At 62.0% G+C, this 24,071-nt stretch carries 22 protein-coding genes; 10 read left to right on the top strand and 12 right to left on the bottom strand.

What is annotated here, in order from left to right; translation table 11 throughout:
- Positions 1-2 precede the first annotated feature (2 nt).
- Positions 3-689 carry an MBL fold metallo-hydrolase gene (locus tag ACFWAD_RS23155; protein ID WP_378539699.1) on the top strand — a complete coding sequence of 229 codons (687 nt, stop codon included), beginning with the start codon at positions 3-5 and terminating at the stop codon, positions 687-689.
- Between the two features lie 28 nt (positions 690-717).
- On the opposite strand, the gene ACFWAD_RS23150 is transcribed toward ACFWAD_RS23155, so the two are convergent.
- Entirely contained in the window at positions 718-1,287 is a 570-nt protein-coding gene (locus ACFWAD_RS23150) for a DUF2716 domain-containing protein (RefSeq protein WP_378548107.1), read from the bottom strand.
- Between the two features lie 245 nt (positions 1,288-1,532).
- Here ACFWAD_RS23150 and ACFWAD_RS23145 point away from each other — a divergent pair, with 245 nt between their 5' ends.
- The 3 genes from ACFWAD_RS23145 (at position 1,533) to ACFWAD_RS23135 (ending at position 5,425) form a co-directional block, all read left to right on the top strand.
- Positions 1,533-2,465: a DoxX family membrane protein gene (locus ACFWAD_RS23145; protein ID WP_378548105.1), complete on the top strand. Its 933-nt coding sequence runs from the start codon at positions 1,533-1,535 to the stop codon at positions 2,463-2,465.
- A 132-nt stretch (positions 2,466-2,597) separates the two neighbouring features.
- Positions 2,598-4,880, top strand: a complete 2,283-nt coding sequence (locus tag ACFWAD_RS23140; protein ID WP_378548102.1) for a HelD family protein — start codon at positions 2,598-2,600, stop codon at positions 4,878-4,880.
- A gap of 83 nt (positions 4,881-4,963) precedes the next feature.
- On the top strand, positions 4,964-5,425 hold the full coding sequence (locus ACFWAD_RS23135; protein ID WP_378548099.1) for a hypothetical protein: 462 nt from the start codon (positions 4,964-4,966) through the stop codon (positions 5,423-5,425).
- A 1-nt stretch (position 5,426) separates the two neighbouring features.
- Here the strand turns inward: ACFWAD_RS23135 and ACFWAD_RS23130 are convergent, their stop codons facing one another.
- From ACFWAD_RS23130 to uvrB, 3 genes are all read right to left on the bottom strand, one after another.
- Complete coding sequence (locus ACFWAD_RS23130) at positions 5,427-5,879, bottom strand: universal stress protein (protein WP_019748627.1); 453 nt, start codon at positions 5,877-5,879, stop codon at positions 5,427-5,429.
- A 188-nt stretch (positions 5,880-6,067) separates the two neighbouring features.
- Positions 6,068-6,943: a hypothetical protein gene (locus tag ACFWAD_RS23125; protein WP_378548096.1), complete on the bottom strand. Its 876-nt coding sequence runs from the start codon at positions 6,941-6,943 to the stop codon at positions 6,068-6,070.
- A 45-nt stretch (positions 6,944-6,988) separates the two neighbouring features.
- Positions 6,989-9,151: an excinuclease ABC subunit UvrB gene (gene uvrB / locus ACFWAD_RS23120; protein WP_019748629.1), complete on the bottom strand. Its 2,163-nt coding sequence runs from the start codon at positions 9,149-9,151 to the stop codon at positions 6,989-6,991.
- Positions 9,152-9,237: 86 nt separating this feature from the next.
- On the opposite strand from uvrB, the gene ACFWAD_RS23115 reads away from it, so the two are divergent.
- Positions 9,238-9,756, top strand: coding sequence for a DUF402 domain-containing protein (locus ACFWAD_RS23115; RefSeq protein WP_378548093.1), 519 nt, complete (start codon positions 9,238-9,240; stop codon positions 9,754-9,756).
- A gap of 4 nt (positions 9,757-9,760) precedes the next feature.
- Here the strand turns inward: ACFWAD_RS23115 and coaE are convergent, their stop codons facing one another.
- On the bottom strand, positions 9,761-10,975 hold the full coding sequence (gene coaE, locus ACFWAD_RS23110) for a dephospho-CoA kinase (RefSeq protein WP_378548090.1): 1,215 nt from the start codon (positions 10,973-10,975) through the stop codon (positions 9,761-9,763).
- A 159-nt stretch (positions 10,976-11,134) separates the two neighbouring features.
- On the opposite strand from coaE, the gene ACFWAD_RS23105 reads away from it, so the two are divergent.
- Positions 11,135-11,350: a hypothetical protein gene (locus ACFWAD_RS23105; RefSeq protein WP_003944056.1), complete on the top strand. Its 216-nt coding sequence runs from the start codon at positions 11,135-11,137 to the stop codon at positions 11,348-11,350.
- Between the two features lie 174 nt (positions 11,351-11,524).
- Here ACFWAD_RS23105 and rpsA read toward each other — a convergent pair whose 3' ends face one another.
- On the bottom strand, positions 11,525-13,012 hold the full coding sequence (gene rpsA / locus ACFWAD_RS23100) for a 30S ribosomal protein S1 (RefSeq protein ID WP_230813265.1): 1,488 nt from the start codon (positions 13,010-13,012) through the stop codon (positions 11,525-11,527).
- 354 nt (positions 13,013-13,366) lie between these two features.
- Between rpsA and ACFWAD_RS23095 the strand changes: the two genes are divergently transcribed.
- A complete protein-coding gene (locus tag ACFWAD_RS23095) occupies positions 13,367-14,212 on the top strand; it encodes a class I SAM-dependent methyltransferase (RefSeq protein ID WP_378449759.1) in 846 nt (281 codons plus the stop codon).
- 3 nt (positions 14,213-14,215) lie between these two features.
- Here ACFWAD_RS23095 and ACFWAD_RS23090 read toward each other — a convergent pair whose 3' ends face one another.
- From ACFWAD_RS23090 to ACFWAD_RS23075, 4 genes are all read right to left on the bottom strand, one after another.
- Positions 14,216-14,977, bottom strand: coding sequence for an amino acid ABC transporter ATP-binding protein (locus ACFWAD_RS23090; RefSeq protein ID WP_019748634.1), 762 nt, complete (start codon positions 14,975-14,977; stop codon positions 14,216-14,218).
- A complete protein-coding gene (locus ACFWAD_RS23085; protein ID WP_019748635.1) occupies positions 14,974-15,930 on the bottom strand; it encodes an amino acid ABC transporter permease in 957 nt (318 codons plus the stop codon). Before ACFWAD_RS23085 ends, ACFWAD_RS23090 begins: the two co-directional genes overlap by 4 nt.
- Positions 15,930-16,814, bottom strand: coding sequence for an ABC transporter substrate-binding protein (locus ACFWAD_RS23080; RefSeq protein ID WP_378548087.1), 885 nt, complete (start codon positions 16,812-16,814; stop codon positions 15,930-15,932). Before ACFWAD_RS23080 ends, ACFWAD_RS23085 begins: the two co-directional genes overlap by 1 nt.
- A 194-nt stretch (positions 16,815-17,008) precedes the next feature.
- Positions 17,009-18,106 (bottom strand): isocitrate/isopropylmalate dehydrogenase family protein, encoded by a 1,098-nt coding sequence (locus tag ACFWAD_RS23075; protein WP_378539708.1) that lies wholly within the window; start codon positions 18,104-18,106, stop codon positions 17,009-17,011.
- Here ACFWAD_RS23075 and ACFWAD_RS23070 point away from each other — a divergent pair.
- The gene (locus tag ACFWAD_RS23070; protein WP_378548084.1) at positions 18,072-18,647 is read left to right on the top strand and encodes a 2'-5' RNA ligase family protein; all 576 of its coding nucleotides are present in this window, start codon (positions 18,072-18,074) and stop codon (positions 18,645-18,647) included. The genes ACFWAD_RS23075 and ACFWAD_RS23070 overlap by 35 nt on opposite strands.
- On the opposite strand, the gene ACFWAD_RS23065 is transcribed toward ACFWAD_RS23070, so the two are convergent.
- Positions 18,592-19,521, bottom strand: coding sequence for a DMT family transporter (locus ACFWAD_RS23065; protein ID WP_378548081.1), 930 nt, complete (start codon positions 19,519-19,521; stop codon positions 18,592-18,594). The two genes, ACFWAD_RS23070 and ACFWAD_RS23065, sit on opposite strands and share 56 nt — an antisense overlap.
- A gap of 213 nt (positions 19,522-19,734) precedes the next feature.
- Between ACFWAD_RS23065 and ACFWAD_RS23060 the strand changes: the two genes are divergently transcribed.
- A complete protein-coding gene (locus ACFWAD_RS23060) occupies positions 19,735-20,730 on the top strand; it encodes a helix-turn-helix domain-containing protein (protein ID WP_378449765.1) in 996 nt (331 codons plus the stop codon).
- A 74-nt stretch (positions 20,731-20,804) separates the two neighbouring features.
- On the top strand, positions 20,805-21,176 hold the full coding sequence (trxA, locus tag ACFWAD_RS23055; RefSeq protein ID WP_214890358.1) for a thioredoxin: 372 nt from the start codon (positions 20,805-20,807) through the stop codon (positions 21,174-21,176).
- Between the two features lie 74 nt (positions 21,177-21,250).
- On the opposite strand, the gene polA is transcribed toward trxA, so the two are convergent.
- On the bottom strand, positions 21,251-23,998 hold the full coding sequence (gene polA / locus ACFWAD_RS23050; RefSeq protein ID WP_378548078.1) for a DNA polymerase I: 2,748 nt from the start codon (positions 23,996-23,998) through the stop codon (positions 21,251-21,253).
- Between the last annotated feature and the right edge of the window lie 73 nt (positions 23,999-24,071).

The raw sequence follows: 24,071 nt of genomic DNA, 5'->3' as shown, positions 1-24,071 counted from the left end.
TCATGACGAATCAGCCCATCGTGATCGACGACTCCTACACCGGTCAGGTCTCCCCCGATTCGGCCCCTCAGCGGCGCACAGTCGAAGGCGCCGTCATCACGAAGATGTCGGTCGGCCCCATGGACAACAACACTTACCTCGTCGTCTGTTCCACGACCGGGAAATCTCTCCTGATCGATGCGGCCAACGAAGCCGAGAAGATCATCGCGCTCATCGAACAGGAAGCACCTGTTTTCGATTCCATCGTCACCACCCACCAGCACGGTGACCACTGGCTGGCCTTGCAGGACGTCCACGCCGCCACGAAGGTGCCGACCGCTGCTCACCCCCTCGACGCGGATGTCCTTCCCGTCACCCCGGACGTTCTCCTCGAAGACGGCGACAAGGTGAACGTTGGCAACTTGAGCCTCGACGTCATTCACCTGTCCGGACACACTCCCGGCTCCATCGCGCTGGCTCTCACCGAACCGAGCGGGCAGGTTCACCTCTTCACCGGTGATTCACTCTTCCCCGGAGGAGTAGGCAAGACTGCCGACCCCGAGAAGTTCACTTCCCTGCTCGACGACGTGGAGAACAAGCTGTTCGGAAGGTTCGACGACGCAACCGTCGTCTACCCGGGGCACGGCAAAGACACGACGCTCGGCGCCGAGCGCCCGCACCTGGCGGAGTGGCGCGAACGCGGTTGGTGACGTTTCACCTGTTCCGTACTGGACCCCGCTAACCGGCTTCGTAGCTGTCGACCTGCTCACCGTTGACTCGAAGTCGCGGAAGCCAGGTCGACAGAGTCCGGCCCAGTCCTTCGACCATCCGTTCCCCGAACACACACAGCGTGCGTTCCCACGGATGGCCGAAGGTCCCTTCCGTGAAGTCGTCCCGACTGAATATGTAGTAGTCACCGTTCGGATAGACCGGAACACGCCACTCCGCAAGCTCATTCGCAGCAGCATGTGCCTCCGCGTCGAAGGTGTGGCCCGGATGCTGCCAATCCAGAACGACGAAGTTGGGGTCGTCGTTCCAGACGGTGACAAAGCAGCGCAACGCTTCGGCGTTGATCGCATCGACGCGAGCGGCCCACGCCCCTGGAGTCGCAGCTGGCGCCGCACCCAAATCGAAGACCACGGATGGGATGGGTTCGGCGATAGCGGGCCAAGATCGTGCGTCGATGCCGGGCGTGAACCCGTAGCGCGCACGAAAGATCTCCCAGTTTTTCACGTTCTCCTCGTCCGACAGCTGTCCCCAGCCGGAGGGAAGGGTCGAGCCGAAGTTCTGAGTCATCTTGGTGGTCACACCACCATCGTGCTCGATCGGTGTGCATTGTGTGCCGCCTTCGAACACGCCGTGGGCGGATACGCGGTAACGGATACTTCCGAGCGAGTTGTCCGAACCCACGACGAAGTCATCGACGCAGGACAACGCACTTCGGCGACCAGGAATCCGTCAGCCGGGTCGGGCGTCGCCGGATCGCCGAACCGGACCAATTCCGCGTGAGATCGCTAGGGTGGAAAACGAACCTACATCGGGAGGCTTGAAACATGCTGGTACGTCGAATTGCTCGTCCACTGCTTTCCACGATCTTCATCGCCGGGGGAATCGATGCTTTGCGCAACCCCGCTCAGCGAGCAGCCAAAGCGTCACCCCTGATCGACAAATCCGTCGAGACGCTGCCAGGAGCAGTGACGCAGAAGGTGCCTGCTGATCCGGAAACACTCGTCAAGATCAACGCCGCGGTCCAGATCGGTGGCGGTGCCCTGCTCGCCACAGGCAAGGCTCCGCGGCTCGCGTCGTTGGTCCTCGCCGGAAGCCTGGTGCCCACCACACTGGCCGGCCACGACTTCTGGAACGAAACCGATCCGTCACTGCGAGCGATGCAGCGCACCAACTTCATCAAGAACGTCAGCTTGCTCGGCGGACTGATGATCGCGTCCGTCGACACCGAGGGCAAGCCGTCGCTCGGCTGGCGTGGCCGCCGCGCCGCGAGGAAGGCACAGGCGTCTATCGCCGCGGCGCTTCCGTTGGTCGCATCGCAGACCGATCACACGAGCGATCGCGTCGAACATGCTTTGTCGGTGGCATCCGAGCGCGGTTCCGAACTTGCCGAAACCGCGAAGGCACACGGAACGGATTGGCTCGAACTCGCCAAGGGGCGTGGTTCCGAGTTCGCGGAGATCGCGAGCAAGCGTGCCGCTGAATTCAGCGAGGTCGCCAAGGAACGCGGCCCGGACATCCTCGAAGTCGCGCAGAAGCGCGGCTCCGAACTGGCCGAGACCGCACGCGAGCGCAGCGCCGAACTGGCCGAGCTGGCCAGCAAGCGCAGCTCCGAGTTCGCCGAACTCGCGCTCGAGAAGAGCAACGAGTGGGCAGAGACGGCGTCGGAACAGACCGAGGTGCTGGGTAAGCGGGCCCGCAAGCGCGCCGAGAAAGCACTCGAAAAGGCTCGCGCCAAGAAGGACGAATTGACGCACTGAGTGCACCGAAAATCACGGTCAGGCCACCTTCGGGTGGCCTGACCTGTATCTATGCGGCAGTTCATCTGGGGGAACTAGACTGTCTTGGCGCTTTTGCAGCGCATGAATTTCTCATCAAGCCTAGGAGATCCTTTGCCCGACGCGGACCCGTCACTGAACGAGCAAGAGCTCGAGCAGCAGTACGTGACGATGCTGTACTCCCGTCTCGACGATCTTCGAAAGTATGCCCAAACACGCTTGAGCACGGTCCTCCTCGAGACCGGCGGCACCCCGCAGGCACGCAGTGAACGCGAGTCCTTCAATGCCATGTACACCGAGGATCTCGCCAAGTACGACGCAGCCGAGAACGGAATGTGTTTCGGACGCATCGACTTCGACGACGAGCGACGCTACGTCGGCCGACTCGGAATTCTGGACACCGACAACGACTACGAAACGCTGCTCCTCGACTGGCGTGCCCCGATGGCACGGCCGTTCTATCTGGCGACGCCGGCGGCACCTGAAGGTGTGAAACGGCGACGTCATATTCGCAGCCGTAGCCGCACGGTCACGGGCATCAACGACGAATACCTGGACCTCGATGCAGCCCGCGCCGCCGGAGTAGTCACCGAAGCCGGCGGCGTCGCCGGTGAGAGCGCACTCCTGGATGCTCTGAACGCAGCACGTACGGGCCAGATGAACGACATCGTCGAGACCATCCAGAGCGAGCAGGATGCCATCATCCGCTCCGAACACAAGAGCGTTCTGGTGGTTCAGGGTGGTCCGGGTACCGGCAAAACAGCTGTCGCACTTCACCGTGCTGCCTTCTTGCTCTACACGTACCGTCAGCAGCTGGCCAAGGCCGGCGTTCTCATCATCGGGCCGAACGCGACCTTCCTCGACTACATCAGCCAGGTCCTCCCTTCACTCGGTGAGACCGGCGTCCTGCTCTCGACGATTGGTGACCTGTACCCCGGAGTGCGCGCAACACGTACCGATTCCCTCGCCGCCGGTGAGATCAAGGGTTCGCTCGCGATTCTCGACGTGCTCAAGAACGCCGTCAGGGATCGACAGGAAGTTCCGTCCAAGCCGATCACCCTGCGATTCGACACGTACGACTTGAAGCTGGATCGCAAAACCGTCACGAAGGCGCGCGGTCGGGCTCGATCGTCGCGTCGCCCACACAACCTGGCGCGCCCGATCTTCGTAGCAGCGGTCATCGAGGCGTTGGCGCTGCAGATGGCCGAACTCATCGGCGGAAACCTCGTCGACGGCGGCTCACTCCTCAGCCGGGACGACATCGCCGACATTCGCGACGAGATGCGCGAGGACTCCGACATCATGTCCGCCATCGGAAAGCTCTGGCCAGAATTGTCGCCGCAGCAAATCCTCGCGGAACTGTGGACGTCTCCGGCGAGGTTGGCCAAGGCAGCGCCGCAACTCGACGACGGACAACGCGACGAGCTTCTGCAGAGCGTCGGGCCAGGATTCAGTGCGGCCGACGCTCCCCTTCTCGACGAACTCGCCGAGATCCTCGGCGTCGACGACGCCGCCGAACGCGAACGCGCACAACGCGAATGGCGCGCACAGATCGCCGACGCCCAGGGTGCCCTCGACATCCTCACCGGCTCCGCACCACAGGACCTCGAGGACGAGATGGATCCTGAGATCCTGATGGCGTACGACTTGATCGACGCCAGCCAACTCGCCCAGCGCCACGATCAAGGCCAGCGCCAGACCACGGCGGAGCGCGCTGCCGGCGACCGAACCTGGACCTACGGTCACGTGATTGTCGACGAAGCCCAAGAGCTCTCCGAGATGGCGTGGCGAATGCTGATGCGGCGCATACCGAATCGGTGGATGACGTTGGTCGGCGATACGGCCCAGACCGGTGATCCTGCGGGAACCTCGTCCTGGCAGACGATCCTCGAGCCTTACGTCGCCAAGCGCTGGAAGCTCACCGAACTGACCGTGAACTACCGAACTCCGTCGGAGATCATGGATGTCGCTCACCGCGTGCTCGAAGAGATCGACCCGGAGCAGTCGGTGCCCCGGTCGGTGCGCGACAGCGGATTCGCGCCTTGGGCACTCAAGACCACGGCCGAAGAATTGGAATCGACCGTGCGCTGCTGCATCGAGTCCGAGTCACATCCCGGGATCACCGCCGTGATCGCCGGCTCCGGGGTTGTTGCCGATCTGGCGGGCCTTGCGAGCGAGACCGTGAGTGTCCTGTCGGTCAAGGACGTCAAGGGGCTCGAGTTCGACACCGTGTTGATAGTCGAACCCGCCGACATTCTCGACGAGTCACCCCGGGGAATGAACGACCTCTACGTCGCGTTGACCCGAGCTACCCAGAGGCTCGGCATCATTCACATCGAGTCGCTCCCCGCGGTTCTCGACGGCTTCGAGGCAGCAGAGTTGGCCTTCGATTCGTGAGCCTCACGGAGTAGGTTCGTGCGTGACACCACGAATGGTGGTGTCACTCCAATTTGTGTCGACGACTGAAGGAATGACCTCTCGTGCTTGGCCTGCCCGCAAGTTCCGCCGCACCCATCCGCAAGATCGCTCGCGTGGTGATCGGTGTCGGGATGCTGGCAGCGGTGACCGCAGGTTGTTCAGAAGATGATTCGAGTTCGACGGCAGCTGCAGGCAGCGACGACATCGCTGCTGTTGCTGCCGCACCCACAGAAACCCCGGTGGACGACGCCGAACGTCTGCGAGCGGCGATCGCGTCGTCTGGGGTGAACCCCGCGTTTTCCGACGACATGTTGCAGGCGCTCGGTGACGGCGTCTGCCAGCAGCTCGCGGCCGGCACGGATCGAGAGACGATCATCGCGAATCTGCGGCAGGTATCACTCAATGGAGCGAGCGAACCGGTGATCGCGAGCGGAAACGGCTCGGCCGCATCGACGCCACTTCCCAGCGTCGATCAGCTGGCTGAAGTGTTCGTCGATGCGGCCGAAGCCGACTACTGCCGGTAAATCAGCGAACGGTGTGCACGATCAGAACGTCGGACGTCGCCTTGCGCGCGGCATCGGAAGGCACCGAACCGAGCAGACGCCCGGTCAGAGTGTTCAATCCGCGATTTCCGACGACGAGCAAATCGCCCTTGACCTCGTCGAGCAAAGCAAGAAGCGATTCGACGGGAGCGCCGACGATGGCGCGTTCGACAACGTCCTTGGCGCCCTGGGCGTGTGCACGCTCTCGCGCCGTACGAAGGATCTCGTAGGTCGGAGCGGAACCGGTGACCTGGTAGGCCTCGTTACCCAATGCGTCAGCGGCAGCGCTCACGTCCTTGGGATCAGCCGGGTAGTACGCACACGCGATGACAAGCTGAGCGTCCGAGCCACTGGCGATGGCGGCAGCTCTGTCGACTGCCTTCAGTGACGACTCGGAGCCATCGGTTCCTACGACAACGGTCCGGTAGGCACTCATTCATTCCTCCATGGTTACGGGACGGACGGTACGGCCGGCACCGGGCGCAACGCTCTTGCGCCCGCTCGACAACCGCTGCGCTGACATTAGCGGGATTGTGCCGCGGATAGTGTTATTTGCAGTACACGCCACAAGCCCACAGTGAATGTGATCATCAGTCACAGACACATTTGTCCCGTAGTGACCGATCAGCGAAGTTTGCCGAAGCGAGGCCCGAACAGCGCCGCCGGGAAAACTTCCTGCTCGACCAGGGCAGCACGCCACGGCGTCGCCAATTCCAGCAATCGCTTGGCACCTTCTTCACCGAGCGCATCCCATGGGGCAAGCGCAAGGTCGTCCGTCAGGTCTTCGACGACGTCGCGCAGTTCCTGCCCGTCCTCGGTCAGCGCACCGGACGAACGGTCGAGCAGTTCGCGATCCTTCAGGCTTTCCACTGCCTCGTCCCACTGTTCCTGCGACCACCCGCGGCGAGTCTGTGCGAACTTACGCTGAAACCCGATTCCCGTGGCTGTGTGCGTGATCAACGCGTCCAGTCCGTTCAATCCCGCGGTCTGAAGGGCAGCAATGTGGCCGTCGCCGCGATACTCACGCAGCAGTGTCAGCGCATGCCAGAAACGCAGGTGCGGTTCGGTCGGCCAGTCGAGCGACGCCCAACCCGCGTACAGCGGGCGGCCGTCCACTCCGGGAATGTTCTGCGCCGCGATCGAGACGAGTTCGGCGGCCTCGGCCATGTCCGCCGACCCCGTCACATCTGCACCGAACAGGCGGACGTACGCCGCGTCGACTGCTCGATACCGCGCCGCGACAACCTCTGTGGCCCTTGCCAATTCCCAGGCACGCGGAATGACACTGGCGATCAGTTCAGGATTGAAGTTGAAGAAGGTGGCCGTGACGACAGTCGCGGGCGGAGCGCCGAGCGGCGCTGATCGCCCCGCGAAGTACACCATTCGGCCAGGTTCCAACCCGACGCCGACAAGTTCCTTCTCCGTCTCCGGCACGAAGTAGGCCAGCGAGTGAAGAAGTTCGAGAGTCCGCGCGGTCTTGCCTGCAGTCTGTGCATCCATACCTGAAACCGTAGCGGGCGCGAGCACGAACGTGCGCGAGGCGACCTACTTGAGGCCTGCGGCGTCCATCCCTCGAAGTTCCTTCTTCAAATCCGAGATTTCGTCTCGCAATCGCCCAGCCAACTCGAACTGAAGGTCGCGTGCAGCATTCATCATCTGATCGGTGAGTTCCTTGACCAGATCCGCCAATTCGGCGCGAGGCATCGACTTGGTATCGCGCCCCTCGTACACACCGGCACTGACCGCGCGACCGGCCTCACCCTGCGCGCGCCGACCACGCGTCGCGTTGCGACCCGAACCACCGACGTCCACGGACGCCGCAGTGTCCTCCGCCTCCTCGTACACCTGATCGAGAATGTCCGCGATCTTCTTGCGTAGCGGTTGTGGGTCGACGCCCATCTTCTCGTTGTAGGCGACCTGCTTCTCGCGCCGTCGCTCGGTTTCCTCGATCGCCTGCGCCATGGATGCGGTGATCTTGTCCGCATACATGTGCACTTGGCCGGACACATTTCGAGCCGCTCGACCAATCGTCTGAATAAGGCTGGTGGAGCTACGGAGGAAGCCTTCCTTGTCGGCATCGAGGATCGCGACCAGCGACACCTCGGGAAGGTCGAGTCCCTCACGCAGGAGGTTGATGCCGACCAGCACGTCGTACTCCCCCAGGCGGAGCTGCCGGAGCAGCTCGACTCGCCGGAGCGTATCGATATCCGAGTGCAGATACCGGACGCGAATACCGAGTTCGAGAAGATAGTCGGTCAGGTCTTCCGACATCTTCTTGGTCAGAGTCGTCACCAGCACACGCTCGTCGCGTTCGGCGCGCTCACGGATCTCGTGAACGAGATCGTCGATCTGCCCCTTGGTGGGTTTGACGATGACCTCGGGATCGATCAATCCGGTCGGGCGAATCACCTGCTCGACGAACTCACCGCCGGACTGACCCAACTCGTACTTGCCGGGGGTTGCCGACAGGTAGACGGTCTGACCGATCCGCTTACTAAATTCTTCCCACGTCAGGGGGCGGTTGTCGGTGGCCGACGGCAGCCGGAATCCGAATTCGACCAGGTTGCGCTTGCGCGACATATCGCCTTCGTACATGGCGCCGATCTGCGGGACGGTCACGTGCGACTCGTCGATGACCAGAAGGAAATCTTCGGGGAAATAGTCGATCAGCGTTGCGGGGGCAGTTCCAGGACCGCGGCCGTCGATGTGGCGCGAGTAGTTCTCGATGCCGGAGCAGAACCCGACCTGCTTGATCATCTCGAGGTCGTACTGCGTTCGCATGCGCAGACGCTGAGCTTCGAGAAGCTTGCCCTTGCCCTCGAGTTCGGCGAGCCGCTCTTCGAGTTCTGCCTCGATGTCCTTGGCCGCACGCTCCATGCGTTCTGGGCCGGCGACGTAGTGTGTCGCCGGAAAGATACGGACCGTGTCGACCTGACGAACGATGTCACCGGTCAGTGGATGCAGGTAGTACAGCGCTTCGATCTCGTCACCGAAGAATTCGATGCGTACCGCCAACTCTTCGTAGGACGGAATGATCTCGACCGTGTCGCCGCGCACGCGGAACGAACCTCGCGTGAACGCCATGTCGTTGCGGTTGTACTGGACATCGACGAGTAGACGCAGGAATGCATCGCGCGGTACCTCGACACCGACGTCGAGCTGAATCGAGCGATCGAGGTACGACTGCGGCGTACCGAGGCCGTAGATGCACGACACCGAGGCCACCACGACCACGTCCCGTCGTGAGAGAAGGCTGGACGTCGCCGAGTGGCGCAGCCGCTCCACGTCGTCGTTGACCGACGAATCCTTCTCGATGTAGGTGTCGGTCTGGGCGATGTACGCCTCGGGTTGGTAGTAGTCGTAGTACGAGACGAAGTACTCGACCGCATTGTTGGGAAGCATCTCCCGAAGCTCGTTCGCGAGCTGAGCAGCCAGAGTCTTGTTCGGAGCCATCACCAGAGCGGGGCGTTGCAGCTTTTCGATCAACCACGCTGTGGTCGCGGACTTACCGGTACCGGTCGCACCGAGAAGGACGACGTCCTTCTCCCCCTCGTTGATCCGTTTTTCCAGCTCGGCGATAGCCGCCGGCTGATCGCCTGCCGGTTCGTACGGACTGACGACCTCGAAGCGCGCGTCTGAGCGCTCGATGTCACCAACCGGACGAAACTCGGAATGGGCGACCACGGGATGTTCGGAAGCAAACGCCATGAAACCAGGGTAAGCGCACCCACCGACACAATGCCCGCTCGTCCGCATTCAGCTGAAATCGCACTTCGGCGGTAGGTTCTTCGACCATGAGCGAGGAACGTCCCCACATTCACCGGCCGAAGGTCGAAACCTTCGACATCGCAGCTCGCACCAACGTCGATCCCAAGGGTTTCGTTCGCCCGGTCGAGCACTACCGCGAGGAACCGTGGGGGCTGTACATGGCGCGCCACGCCGACCATCCCCAGTTTCACTATCTCGAGTCCTGGATCATTCCCGACCTCGGAATTCGGGCATCGATTTTCCACTTCACCCCGGAACACGTCAAAGACTGGGATTTCTACGTCGACATCGGTGAATTCACCCGCGGCGAGCACTTGTGGACCTCGGAGGACCACTACCTGGACCTGATCGTGCAGACCGGACACAGCATCGAACTGCTCGACGTCGACGAGTTGCTCGAGGCGAACACCGTCGGAATCCTCGACCCGAAGACGTCCGAGCGCGCAATGCTGAAGGCTGCCCGAGCCATCGACGGTATCGCCGCCCACGGTCACAACCTCGACGCCTGGCTCGACTCGTTGGGCATGCCGGTCACGTGGCGCTGAGCCGTTAGAGGGACCAGCCTGATTTCTCGGCCCATTCCCACGCCCGGTGGAATGCGGCGTCGAACCACGGGGTCTTGACCCCCAGATAGGCGTCGATCGCCGAGGCGTAGTCGTCGATGCCGGCAGCGCTCGAAGCTGCCTTGACCTTGAGTTCGGCATACTCGGCACGCGCCGACGCGTCGGCGCGAAGCCAGTCACGGAAGAGGATCGCGAACTGCTGACCCGGCCAACCGTCCACCCGAATGTGGATGTTCGCGCGGCGGCCTGGATCTGCGCTGCCGTGAATTCGCTTCGCCCAGACCGCCGGATCGGTCTCGCCACCGAGGTACGACGGTTTCGGGTCGTCAGCGACGATGTGCTCGATCCGGGGGAACCCGGCAGTGGCCAGATCCTGCGCGAGGTCGTCGGCAACGCCGAGGTGCTCGACAGTGATCTGAATGTCGATCACGTCCTTGGCATCGAGACCAGGCACTGCGGTCGATCCGATGTGATCGATACGGCGCGCGCGGTCACCGGCCGCCAGTGACAACCGGCCGATGATTCGTTCCGCCTGCGCCGGCCACGTCGGGTCAGCAGGAGTCAGCTCGGGAAGCGCGCGCACCACCGTGCCCTCGCGGAGGTTCTTCTCGAAGGGAACAAGTCGATTCGCCCACAGGTCGCGGACCACGTCGTCAAGTGAACCCTGCTCGCCGCTGTTGTCGAGCCACACGTCGGCAACAGCACGACGCTGATCGTCACTTGCCTGCGCTGCGATGCGCGCACGCGCGTCGGATTCCGGCATACCGCGTGCGCCCACCAGGCGTCGAACTCGCTCCTCCTCGTCGACGTAGACGATGACGACCAAGTTGAATGCCGGCGCCATGGAACCCTCGACCAAGAGCGGAATGTCTTGAACGAGCACTGCATCCGACGGCGCGGACGAGATCTGCTCCATCGTCCGCGCACCGATCAATGGGTGAAGGATGCCGTTCAGAGTTCCGCGTGACGTGTCGTCGGCAAACGCCAACGACGCCAACGCGGGGCGGTTGAGGCTGCCGTCCTCGGACAGAATCCCGTCGCCGAATGCATCGACCAGAGCGGCAAGTCCAGGAGTACCGGGCTCGACCACTTCTCGGGCGATCAAGTCGGCATCGACGATGACGGCTCCCAGTTCGCTGAGGATTTTCGACACTGTCGACTTACCGGCTCCGATGCCTCCAGTGAGGCCTACTCTCAACACACTCGACAGTCTCTCATCTCTGCGCCCGAGAGATTCAGACACGCCTACGGATCGAACACGCCGAGGCCTTCGAGGCTCAAATACCACAATTTCGGTGACCGTGCGGTTATGTTCTAGCGAACGCACCTGTACCTGCAACTTCTCGAGAAAGTGGACGCCATGCGAGCAGATCGCGACCATCACGGTCAGCACCGCCTCGGAATGCCGAACGGCGTGCACTGCATAGAGTTTCCCGAAGTTGCTTTTGCCCTGGCAGAGCACCGTCGTACGTGGTTCACGATGCTCGTGAGCCAAGGCCGACACAGCTTCGCATCGATGCGTAAGCGCACAGCCGAAGCGACCGCCACCTATTGGGTGCCTGCTCCCGCAAACTGAGTTTTCTTCACGAAATACAAAATGACCGGCAACCATTCGGTGCCGGTCATTTTTGTGTTCACTCACGCAATCTTGCGCCGGCAAGTGATACCTGACAGGAAAAGAACCCCGCCCCTGCAAGTGCAGGGGCGGGGTTCTTCACAGATCTCGCTTGATCAGATCAAGCGGTAATCCTTATGCGTTGCCCGACAGCTTCTCGCGAAGTGCGGCGAGCTGTGCATCGCTGGCAAGCGATCCGCCAGCAGACTCGGCCGGAGCGGAGCCGGCAGCAGCCGGAGCCTCGGTGTCGTCTGCAGCAGCCGTCTCCGAGGAGTAGCCGGCAGCAGCGGTGGCAGCCTCAGCGGCCTCGTCTGCAGCGGTCTTCTCCATCTGAGTGGTGTGCATCTTGTGGCGACGCTCAGCCTCGGCGTAGCGGTTCTCCCACTCTTCACGCTGCTTGTCGAAGCCCTCGAGCCATTCGTTGGTCTCGGGATCGAAGCCCTCGGGGAAGATGTAGTTGCCCTGGTCGTCGTACGAGTCGGCCATGCCGTACTTGGACGGATCGAACTCGGCGTTGTAATCCTCGTTGGCCTGCTTCAGCGACAGCGAGATACGACGACGCTCGAGGTCGATGTCGATGACCTTGACGAGTGCATCGTCGCCGACGCCGACAACCTGGTCCGGAACCTCGACGTGGCGCTCAGCGAGCTCCGAGATGTGAACGAGGCCTTCGATTCCCTCTTCGACGCGCACGAATGCACCGAACGGAACCAGCTTCGTGACCTTGCCGGGCACGATCTGACCGATGGCGTGCGTGCGGGCGAACTGACGCCACGGATCTTCCTGCGTTGCCTTGAGCGACAGGGAGACGCGCTCGCGGTCCAGGTCGACGTCGAGAACCTCGACGGTGACCTCGGTGCCGACCTCGACAACCTCGGACGGGTGATCGATGTGCTTCCAAGACAGCTCGGAAACGTGAACCAGACCGTCTACGCCGCCCAGGTCCACGAATGCACCGAAGTTGACGATGGAGGACACGACGCCCTTGCGGACCTGGCCCTTCTGGAGCTGGTGCAGGAATTCGCTGCGAACCTCGGACTGAGTCTGCTCGAGCCATGCGCGGCGCGAGAGGACCACGTTGTTGCGGTTCTTGTCGAGCTCGATGATCTTGGCCTCGATCTCCTTGCCGACGTACGGCTGGAGGTCGCGGACGCGACGCATTTCGACGAGCGAAGCGGGGAGGAAGCCACGAAGACCGATGTCAAGGATGAGGCCGCCCTTGACGACCTCGATGACGGTGCCCTTGACGGCCTCGTCCTTCTCCTTGAGCTCCTCGATGGTGCCCCAGGCACGCTCGTACTGAGCGCGCTTCTTCGACAGGATCAGTCGACCTTCTTTGTCCTCCTTGGTGAGGACGAGAGCCTCGACCGCATCTCCCACGGAGACGACCTCGTTGGGGTCGACGTCGTGCTTGATGGAGAGCTCACGAGAAGGGATGACGCCTTCGGTCTTGTAACCGATGTCGAGCAGAACCTCGTCGCGGTCGACCTTGACGATGGTTCCTTCGACGATGTCACCATCGTTGAAGTACTTGATCGTGGCATCGATGGCGGCGAGGAAGTCCTCGGCGGAGCCAATGTCGTTAATGGCAACCTGCGGCGAGGTGACGGTTGTGGAGGGCATATGTTGAATTGCTCCGGACGAGTTGTGGTCGGTTGATGGATTTTGTCGGACGAGATGCGCAACTGTGGCGTACAAATGTTGGAAGTACTTTTTTGGAAGTACTAGATCTATGTACCCAGCTGCATCAATAACGAACAACCGAATACCGGATCACATTCCACACCGCAGAACCGCACCGCGAGCTCTCTCGTTCCGACTGACTCCGAGATCCTGGCCAAGATGATCTTGGTAAAGACCTCGTATAGACAATCGGTCGGATGACAGACACTCGCGTGGGTAAGACTACGCGTCGGCTATCTTGCCGGGCAAACCCGGGTACCCTGCGGCCGAGTCACCCGTTCTACTGTGTTGTTCATGTCTGACGAGCGCCATGCCGCCGCCAATTCCATTCTCGGTACCAGCGGTGTCGGCCGGGTCCGTGTCGATTCGAGTGCAAGCGACCGCGCCAGCCGCGCGTGGTGGGACGCCGACGCCGACGATTACCACAGAACCCACGGCGAGTTTCTGGGCGTGAACAGCGCAGAAGGTGAATTCGTCTGGTGCCCCGAAGGACTGCACGAGGGCGATCATCACTTGCTGGGTGACATAGTCGACAAAGATATTTTGGAGGTCGGTTGCGGCTCGGCTCCCTGTGCCCGGTGGCTCGCCGGACACGGCGCTCGGGCCGTCGGCCTCGACATCTCGATGGGGATGCTCGCGCGCGGACAGGACGCAATGAAGGCCGGCGGACCGGCAGTCCCGTTGATTCAGGCGAGTGCCGAACTCCTGCCATTTGCCGACGAGAGTTTCGACATCGTCTGTTCGGCGTTCGGAGCCGTCCCGTTCGTGGCCGATTCACAACGGGTCATGAACGAGGTCGCCCGAGTTCTGCGTCCCGGCGGATCGTGGGTCTTCGCGGTCAACCATCCGATCCGATGGATCTTCCCCGACGATCCCGGGCCCAAGGGACTGACGGCAACGCTCCCCTACTTCGACCGCACCCCGTACGTCGAGGTCGACGACAACGGAGTCCCCACCTACGTCGAGCATCACCGAACCATCGGTGACCGGGTTCGTGAGATCGTCGCGGCCGGACTTCAGATCCGCGACATCATCGAGCCCGAATGGCCGGAGTGGTTGGACCGCGAATGGGGACAGTGGAGTCCCCTCCGCGGCCAACTCTTTCCGGGCACTGCAATTTTCAGCGCCGTCAAACCCTGACGGCTACAGCAGTTTCGACAGGAACGCCTTGGTCCGATCGTGCTGCGGATTGGCCAGGAGTTCGCGGGGCTCGCCTGCCTCGACCACAACTCCGCCGTCCATGAACACCAACTGATCTGCGACCTCGCGGGCGAAGCCCATCTCGTGGGTGACGACCACCATCGTCATGCCCTCTTTGGCCAACTGCTTCATCACGGTGAGAACTTCACCGACCAGTTCGGGGTCGAGCGCGGACGTCGGCTCGTCGAACAGCATCAGCTTGGGGTCCATCGCGAGAGCGCGGGCGATGGCAACTCTCTGCTGCTGACCGCCAGACAACTGGGCCGGGTACGCGTTGGCTTTGGCGCTCAACCCGACCTGATCGAGGAGGTCCTTCGCTCGTTCGACGGCCTTCTTCTTGCTGACACGCTTGACCTGCGTCGGCGCTTCGATGATGTTCTCGAGAGCGGTGCGGTGCGGGAACAGGTTGAAGTGCTGAAACACCATCCCGATGTCGCGGCGTTGTTTGGCCGCGGCTCGCGGGTGGAGTTCGTACAGCTTACCGTTCTTCTCCGAGTAGCCCACCAGGTCGCCGTCGACGTACAGACGGCCGGCGTTGACCTGCTCGAGGTGATTGATACAGCGCAGGAAGGTCGACTTGCCCGACCCTGACGGTCCGACGAGGCACAGAACTTGGCCGGGGTCGATTTCGAGCGAGATCCCTTTCAGGACCTCGAGTGCGCCGAAGTTCTTACAGACTCGGTCGGCTTTCACCATGGGTGTCATTTGCGTTCTCCTCCGGGTGTGTCCGGAAGCGTTTCCACTACCGTAGCTTTGCCTTGCGCGTCGGCTAGTGCTTGAAGCTGGCGCGTGGTCAGTGCACGAGTTGCGCCCTTCGAATAGTGACGTTCGACGTAGTACTGCCCGATCATGAGCAAACTCGTGATTGCGAGATACCACGTTGCCGCAACCATCAACAGGGGAATCGGCTCGAAATTGGCGCCCGAGATATCGCGCGCTCGACCGTACAACTCGAAGCTGTACGGGACTGCCGTCACGAGTGAGGTGGTCTTGAGCATGCTGATGACTTCGTTACCGGTCGGCGGAATGATGACGCGCATGGCCTGCGGCAAGACCGTGCGGCGCATCGTCTGACTCCACGTCATACCCAACGCGACAGATGCTTCGGTCTGGCCCTCGTTGACCGAACTCACGCCGGCACGGACGATCTCGGCCATGTATGCGGCCTCGTTCAATGCCAAACCGATCACCGCAAACAGAAACGCTGCCTGCAAGTCCTGGAGATTGATGTGCGCAAACTGATGCACGAAAGGAATACCGAGATCGATGCTCTTGTAGATCGACGGGAACAAGCCCCAGAAGACCAACTGCACGTAAACCGGGGTTCCACGAAAGATCCACAGATAGCCCCAGGCCGCGGCGCGAAGCACCGGGTTGGGAGAGAGTCGCATGACTGCCAAGATCACACCGAGGACGATCGCGATCACCATTGCCAGCACCGTCAGCTGGATCGTTGTCCACGCACCAGCGGAGATCCGTTTGTCGAACAGGTACTGACCGTAAGTCCCCCACGCAAAGGCTTCGTTGGTCGCCGCGCCGTAAACGAACAGTCCGAAGAGGACCACGACGACGACCGCGGCAATCCAACGACCAGGTCTACGTAGTGGGATCGCCTTGATCGGCACCGGATCGCCAGTCTCAGTTGTTGTCATGTTCATCAGCTCTCCGCGCCGTTGATCTTGGATACTTCGATGACGCCGGCCTCGACACTCCAGGTCTGCGCGATCTGTTGATAGACGCCGTTGTCGATCAGGTATTGCATTGCCTGTTGCAGGGCGGGTCCAAGGGCCGAACCCTTCACAATCGGCCAGCCGTACGGTGCCGAATCGAAGGGTTCTCCCGCAGCTTCCATCCGGCCCTTGCTCCGTTTGATCGCATAGCCGGTCACTGGCGAATCAGCGGACAGCGCGTCGACTCGACCGAGAATGAGCGCATTGGCCGCATCGTCCTGGCTGTCGTACTTGATCTTGTCGATCGGCGGCTTGCCCGCGGCAACGCACGCCTCGCTCTTGGCAGGTACTTCGTCGATGTCCTCGGTGGTTGTGGTCTGCACCGCAACCCTCAATCCGCACGCATTGTTGGGATCGACGGGATTGTCCGGACGTTGCGCCCACTGGATACCCGCGCTGTAGTACGTGACGAAGTCGACTGTCTTCTCCCGCTCCTTGGAATCGGTGAACGAAGACATTCCGAGGTCGTAGCTTCCCGATTGGATAGCGGGGATGATCTTGTCGAAGTCGGCTTGGTTGAAGACAGCTTCGACACCGAGCACGGCCGCAACGGCGTTCATCAGGTCGACGTCGAAGCCGACGATGTTGCCATCCGCGTCCTTGAATTCGTTTGGGGCGTACGGAATGTTCACCCCGACCTGCAACTTGCCCGACTCCGTCACCTTGGGCGGCAGGAGAGCAGCGATTTCCGGCACCTTCTGGACATCGAGTGGAGGTCCTTCGGGAACGAGACCCTCGTTGTTGGTGACGCACCCACCGCACAGAGCGACGATCAAGCCCACCAACAAGACTCGCACCAGGTTGGCACGCATTCCCTCGCCACTACCAGCGCCACTACCTACGCCACGTGGCCTTGGTGCCCGTGCGTTTTCACCGACCACGACTCTGCTCTCCACTCGTCGATCGCCGCACTTGCAACGTCCATCCGAAATTCAGTCGAACGGTAGGTTACGGCAGGAGTTCCACCGTCGCCGACTTCGCAAGATTCCGGCCTGTCGTACAAGAATCAGCGACGCAGAGTGTGTGCGTACACGACTTCGGAAAATTCGCTGGTCGATGCCAAACCGCCGAGGTCGGCGGTGGCGATGCCCGACGCGATGGTCGTGCGAACGGCGTCCGAAATCCGGCCTGCCGCCGCAGACAACAACCGATCGCCACGCGCATCACCGAGCCAGTCGAGCATCATCGCGCTCGAGAGGAACAGTGCCGTTGGGTTCGCGCGATTCTTCCCGGCGATGTCGGGTGCTGCACCGTGCGCGGCCTGAGCCATGACCTGCGTCTCGGAAGCGTTGATCGACGGCGCGGTTCCGAGTGATCCGGACAGCTCGCCCGCCAGATCGGACAATATGTCGCCGAACATGTTTTCGGTCACTACGACGTCGAAGTCGCCGCCGCGCCGAACCAGGTGCGCCGCCATCGCGTCGACGTGCTCGTCGTCGACGACTACGTGTGGGAACTCTGCGGCGACGGTTCGGCAGGCGTCGCGGAAGAGGCCGGTGGTCAGCGTGAGGACGTTAGCCTTGTGGACGATGGTGACGTGATTGCGCCGGCGCGACGCCAACGCGAAGGCAGTGCGTGCGATCCGTTCACATGCGGCGCGCGTGAACACACCGACTGCCAAGGCGATGTCGGGCGTCGGCATGAATTCGCCGCTGCCGACTGCCATGTTCCGGTCCGCGTACAACCCCTCGGTGTTCTCGCGGACGATCACCAGATCCATGTCGGGCACCATCGCCTTGACACCGGGAAACGCTGCTGCCGGTCGAATGTTCGCGAACAACTCGAACTTCTTCCGGATGACGCCGCCGGGTGTGAGTTGTCCGCGAAACCTCTCCGGATAGGACGCACTGTCGTGGGGTCCGAGAATCCAACCCTGCAGCAGCTCCAACGCATCGATGGTCTCGTCGGGAATCGGTGTGCCGTGGCTGTCGATGGCCGTGCTCCCGAGCGGAAGCTCGACCCACTCGACGGGCGGCGCATGAACCGCTGACAACGCCGCATCCACGATCTGCCGTGTGGCCGGGACGATTTCGTGGCCGATTCCGTCGCCGTGCATGAGTCCCAGCCGCATGGCCGGCGTACCGATTGCGCTCGCACCTGTCATCAGGCAATCATTGCTCACCATGGTCCAGTCGGTGGAATTGCTCCTCGATCCGGTGAGTGAGTCGGCAGTGCGCGCGCAATGGCAGCTTCTCGCCGACGCCGGATTCCCAAGTCAGGCGTCCCATCACAGCCCGTCCAACCGCCCGCACATCACGCTGTTCGTCGCCCGCGAGATCCCCGCGGAGATCGACGAACTGTTGAAGCGACGCTTCTCGGCCCCGGACTTCGAAATCCGGCTGGGTGGCTACGTCGTATTCGGCGGCAAGCAGATGGTCTTGGCCCGCTCGGTCATTCCTTCGCGCGCGCTCCTTCACCTGCACCGAGAGATAGCCGAAGCAACAGTCGGATCGACTGCGCTTCCCGCCCACGTCGAGCCTGGCGGGTGGACGCCGCATGTGACGCTCGCCCGGCGCGTCGAACCTGCACGTCTGGGTGAGGCCATCGCTCTGGTCGGCACCGACGTGATTCACGGGCGCAGTGGAGCGATCAGGCGCTGGGACGGCGAACAGAAGACGGAATGGTTACTGACGCAGCCACTGTGACAGATCGGGTTGCTCGTCGGGTCACCAGGATTCCCGCGATCACCGCGAGTGCACCAACCGGCTGATTCCAGCCGATGCTCTCGTTCAACACTATTGCCCCGAGCGCGACGCCCACGACTGGGCTGAGGTAGGTGACAGTCGACGCTGCAGTCGGCCCCCACCCTTGAACCACATTGGTGTTCCAGATGAACGCGAGCCCAGTCCCCAGCGCGCCCAGCGCGATCATCGACAGGACAACTGCCGGCGTCAGGTGCATCGGTGTATTCGCGATGACCGGAGAGGCGAGAACCATCACGAGTGCACCGATACTGATCTGCAATAACGCGACCGTGCGGGTGTCGATCCCGAGCGGAAGCACGAAGCGTCTGAGGTAGACAAACGAAATCCCGTACGACGCAGTCGCTCCCAGGCAGGCGAACTGAGCACTGAGGCTTCCGCCGACGCCGAGATTCCACGGCGCCAACACGATCAGCACTCCGGCGAATCCGAGCAGCAACCCCAGCGATTTGTATCGCGTCAGCGTCTCACCCGGCAGAAAGGCAAGCGAGACAGCCATAGTCATCAATGGTGTGGTGGCGTTGTAGATACTCGCGAGTCCGGAAGACATGCTCTGCTCGGCCCAACTGAACAGCAGCCACGGCACGATGCATTGCGTCGCTGCGAGAAACGCCATGTGTTTCCAGACGCGAAAGTCCCTCGGTATGCAGATCCGACTCACCGCTGACACGAGAACAAGCGCGAGAGCGCCGAAGACCAAGCGCCACAGAACTACCTGCGTGAAGGACAAACCCTCGAGCCCGATCTTCATGAAGAGGAAACTGGCTCCCCACACCACCGCAGCTGCGGTGTATTGAAAAACTAGACTCACCCTCACAGAGTGAAGTCTCCATGAGGACTGACGTCGTGACGGGTGTCGGGCGTACGGCCGGCAAGAGCTAGTAAGTTCAGGACCAGGAGGACCAGGAGAGTAATGACGATGATTGCCATGTGTCCAGCCTGACGCAAGGCCGCGCCCTTCAATAGTGGCAGAAAAGCCAGACTTGGACGATTTTCTGCCACTTTGCCGTTTTTCTGTCACACTCGAAAGATGCTCGCGAAAGTGGTGGTCCCACTGATGCCGATGACCGAGGCGTTCGAACTCGGCGTGGCATGTGAAGTATTCGGCTTCGACCGATCCGACGACGGCCTCCCGACGTACGACTTCTCTCTGATCGCCGCAGTTCCGGGCCCGATCCGAACACGCTTCGGCTACAACATCGATGTTCCGTACAACCTCGACTCTCTCGATGACGCCGATCTCATCGTCGTTTCCGCCGGTGGCACCTACGACGCAGGCGACGCGTACATGTGCTCACCGAGCCCCGACTCGAGTGTCGATCCCCTGCTGATCAAGCTCCGTGAGGCCGTGGCCCGGGGCGCCAAGGTGGCTAGCCTGTGCACCGGCGCGTTTGTCCTCGGGGCGGCGGGACTGCTGGACGGGAAGCGATGCACGACGCATTGGCGTCACGCCGAAAGGCTGGCCCAGACGTATCCGGAAGCCAAGGTCGATCCGGACGTGCTGTATGTGGACGAAGATCCGGTGTTCACCAGTGCCGGCACCGCAGCAGGAATCGATCTGTGCCTGCATATCGTCCGCAAGGAACAGGGCTCTCGCGTGGCCAACGGCATCGCGAGAAGGATGGTGGTACCGCCCCATCGTGACGGCGGTCAGGCTCAGTACGTCGCCACTCCCCTCACCTCGACGCCGAGCGCAACTCTTGCCCCGCTCCTCGACTGGATGACGGAGAACCTCGCCGTCGACCTCACTGTCGGCATGGTTGCAGCGCGAGCGAACATGTCCGCTCGCACCTTTGCGCGTCGTTTCCAAGCGGAAACAGGGACTACCCCCGCGCGTTGGCTCAGCGATCAGCGAGTACTGGCCGCCCAGCAACTACTCGAGAATTCGGACCTCTCCGTCGACGTCATCGCAGAGCGCGTCGGATTCGGCGGCGGCGCCGTACTTCGCCAGCACTTCATTCGCCTGCGTTGCACCACGCCCCAGGCGTACCGCCGGACGTTTCGGGCGACCGAGAACGCAAGCTGAAATCCACTCAGGGAAGAATCAGCGGTTCCGGGGCGTTGCACACACCAACAGCCCGCACAATGGAAAGGACCCCTGTGGCCACCCAGACACTCACCCAACAGAACTTCGACGAAACGATCAACGGCAGCGACGTCGTCCTCGTGGACTTCTGGGCTTCCTGGTGCGGCCCGTGCCGCCAGTTCGCGCCGACGTTCGAAGCCTCCTCCGAGAAGCACAGCGACGTCGTTCACGCCAAGGTGGACACCGAAGCCGAGCAGGGAATCGCAGCGGCCGCCAACATCCGCTCCATCCCCACGATCATGGCCTTCCGTGAAGGCGTTCTCGTGTTCAACCAGGCCGGCGCACTTCCCGCCGCTCAGCTCGAAGAGCTGGTGACTCAGGTCAAGGCACTCGACATGGACGAGGTCCGCAAGCAGATCGCAGAGCAGACCGCCTCTGCCGAGTAGCGAAAGAAGGCTGGGCCGGAATCGAATGCGATTCCGGCCCAGCCTTTTTCGTAGCCAGCCCTTTTGTTGCCGACTCAGTGAGCCGCGCTGTCCCAGCTTCGACCAGTTCCCACCGAAACATCCAGCGGTACCGACAACTCGATGGCTGTGGCCATCTTGTCCCTGACCAATGCAGTGACCTCCTCCAACTCGGAGGCAACCACTTCGAGCACCAATTCGTCGTGAACCTGCAACAGCATGCGCGACTTCAATCCGGCGTCGGCGAGAGCCTTCTGCACGTTGATCATCGCGACCTTGATGATGTCGGCCGCCGTGCCCTGGATCGGCGCGTTCAAGGCAGCACGTTCGGCCACCTCACGACGCTGACGGTTGTCACTGTTGAGATCGGGCAGATACCGACGACGGCCGTAGAGCGTCGAGGTGTAACCGTCCTTACGCGCTTGCTCGACTACGGCGTGGAGGTAATCCCGCACACCGCCGAAACGAGCGAAGTACGCATCCATCTGCTGCTTCGCTTCTTCGGTCGAAATCTTCAGCTGCGAAGCCAATCCGTAAGCGCTCAGTCCGTAAGCCAGACCGTAGGACATCGCCTTGACCCGGCGACGCAGTTCAGGAGTGACCTCTTCGATCGGTACACCGAATGCGCGGGAGCCGACAAAGCTGTGCAGATCCTCACCGGTGTTGAATGCCTCGATCAGTCCCTCGTCAGCTGACACGTGCGCCATGATGCGCATTTCGATCTGGCTGTAATCGGCAGTGAGCAGAACGTCGAACCCCTGCCCGACCACAAATCCGTCGCGGATCTCGCGCCCCGCATCGTTGCGGACCGGGATGTTCTGCAGGTTGGGATCGGTCGACGACAGACGTCCGGTCGCGGCAACCGTCTGGTTGAACGTCGTGTGGATGCGACCGTCTTCGGCCACGGCCTTGAGAAGACCGTCCACGGTCACCTTCATACGCGTCGCATCACGGTGCGCGAGAAGGTGTTCGAGGAACGGGTGTCCCGTCTTGTCGAACAGACCCTGCAGCGCCTCGGCGTCGGTGGTGTAGCCCGTTTTCGTCTTCTTGGTCTTGGGCATGTCGAGTTCTTCGAACAAGACCACCTGCAGCTGCTTCGGCGAACCAAGGTTGATCTGCTTGTCGATCACCTCGTACGCGGAGTTTGCGGCGTCGGCGACCTGGGACGCGAAACGGCTCTGAAGATCGTGCAGATGCGCGCTGTCGACGGCGATGCCGGTGGCCTCGATCTGCGCGAGCTCGATCGTCAACGGCAGTTCCATGTCGGAGAGGAGCGCCTTGGACTCGATCGACTCCAACTCCGTGTCCAACGCAGCCGCCAAGTCGAGAACGGCCTGAGCGCTGAGCATCGCGGTCTCGGCAGCTTCGGCGTCGAGCTGTTCGGAATCGTCGAGAAGTGAAAGCTGTTCCTGGCCGGATGTTTCGGCACGCAGTTCACGCTTGAGGTAGCGGAGCGACAGATCATCGAGATTGAAGGTGCGCTGACCCGGCCGGACGAGATAGGCGGCCAGAGCGGTGTCGCTGGTCAGTCCGCCGAGCGTCCAACCGCGCCCACGCAGAGCGTGGATCGCCCACTTGGCTTCGTGCAGCGCCTTCGGCTGGGATGCATCCGCAAGCCAATCACCGAGAGCCGCTTCATCTTCCGGCGTTGCCGTCGATGCCGCGATGTATGCGCATTCGCCGTCGGAGGCCGCGATCGCGAGTGCAGTGACGTCGCCGGCAAACGGAGTTCTGGTTCCGAGCACCGTCACGCCGTGACGCTCACCGGTTCGCGCGTGAGCGTCGAGCCATGCGGCAACCGCACCCGGGGCGAGTGCGTCGCCACTGACCTCGAAGCCCTCTTCGGCTTCGGGTTCGGACGACGACAGGGTCGCGAACAGTCGATCGCGGAGAACCTTGAACTCGAGATCGTCGAACAACGCATGAATCTTCTCGCGGTCCCACGGAGCCAACACCAACTGCTCGGGCGTGTACGGCAACGGAACGTCGCGAACCATTTCGGTCAACTGGCGATTGAGCAGGACGTTTGCAAGGTTCTCGCGTAGTGAGTCGCCGACCTTGCCACGGACCTTGTCCACGTTGTCGACCAGACCCTGCAGGTCGCCGTACTCACGGATCCACTTGGTGGCGGTCTTCTCCCCGACGCCGGGGATACCGGGGAGGTTGTCACTCGGGTCGCCGCGCAGGGCAGCAAAATCCGGATACTGCGACGGAGTGAGGCTGTACTTCTCCTCGACGGCCGTCGGCGTGAATCGGGTGAGCTCCGAGACGCCCTTCTTCGGGTAGAGCACAGTGACGTTGTCGGTCACCAGCTGCAGCGAGTCGCGGTCGCCGGTCACGACGAGAACTCGGTATCCGAGGGCCTCAGCCTGCGTGGTCAACGTGGCAATCACGTCGTCGGCTTCGAAACCTTCCTCGGCCATGACCGGGATGCCCAGCGCGCCGAGAACGTCCTTGGTGATGTCGATCTGGCCCTTGAATTCGTCCGGAGCCTTCGCACGCTGCGCCTTGTACTCAGGGAACAGGTCGGCGCGAAACGTCTGACGCGAAACGTCGAAGGCCGCAGCCAAGTGGGTCGGCTGTTCGTCGCGGAGAAGATTGATCAACATCGACGTGAAGCCGTACACCGCATTGGTGGCCTGCCCACTGTGTGTCTTGAAGTTCTCTGCAGGCAGCGCGTAGAAGGCGCGAAACGCCAACGAATGCCCGTCGAGAAGCATCAGAAGAGGGCGATCGTCCGCCTTGCCGGTGGTGCCGGCTGAAGCGGTGGACGTGCTGGACCGAGTTGTGGTTGCGGGGCTCACGGTTCATCAGTCTAGGGATCGCGACCGACATCGACGCCTTCGCCGTTGTTTACGCAGGAACAGGCACAAGAAT

The organism is Rhodococcus sp. NPDC059969 (genome assembly GCF_042738325.1).
Lineage (GTDB): Bacteria > Actinomycetota > Actinomycetes > Mycobacteriales > Mycobacteriaceae > Rhodococcus_F.
This window is presented reverse-complemented; position numbering and strand designations above follow the sequence as displayed.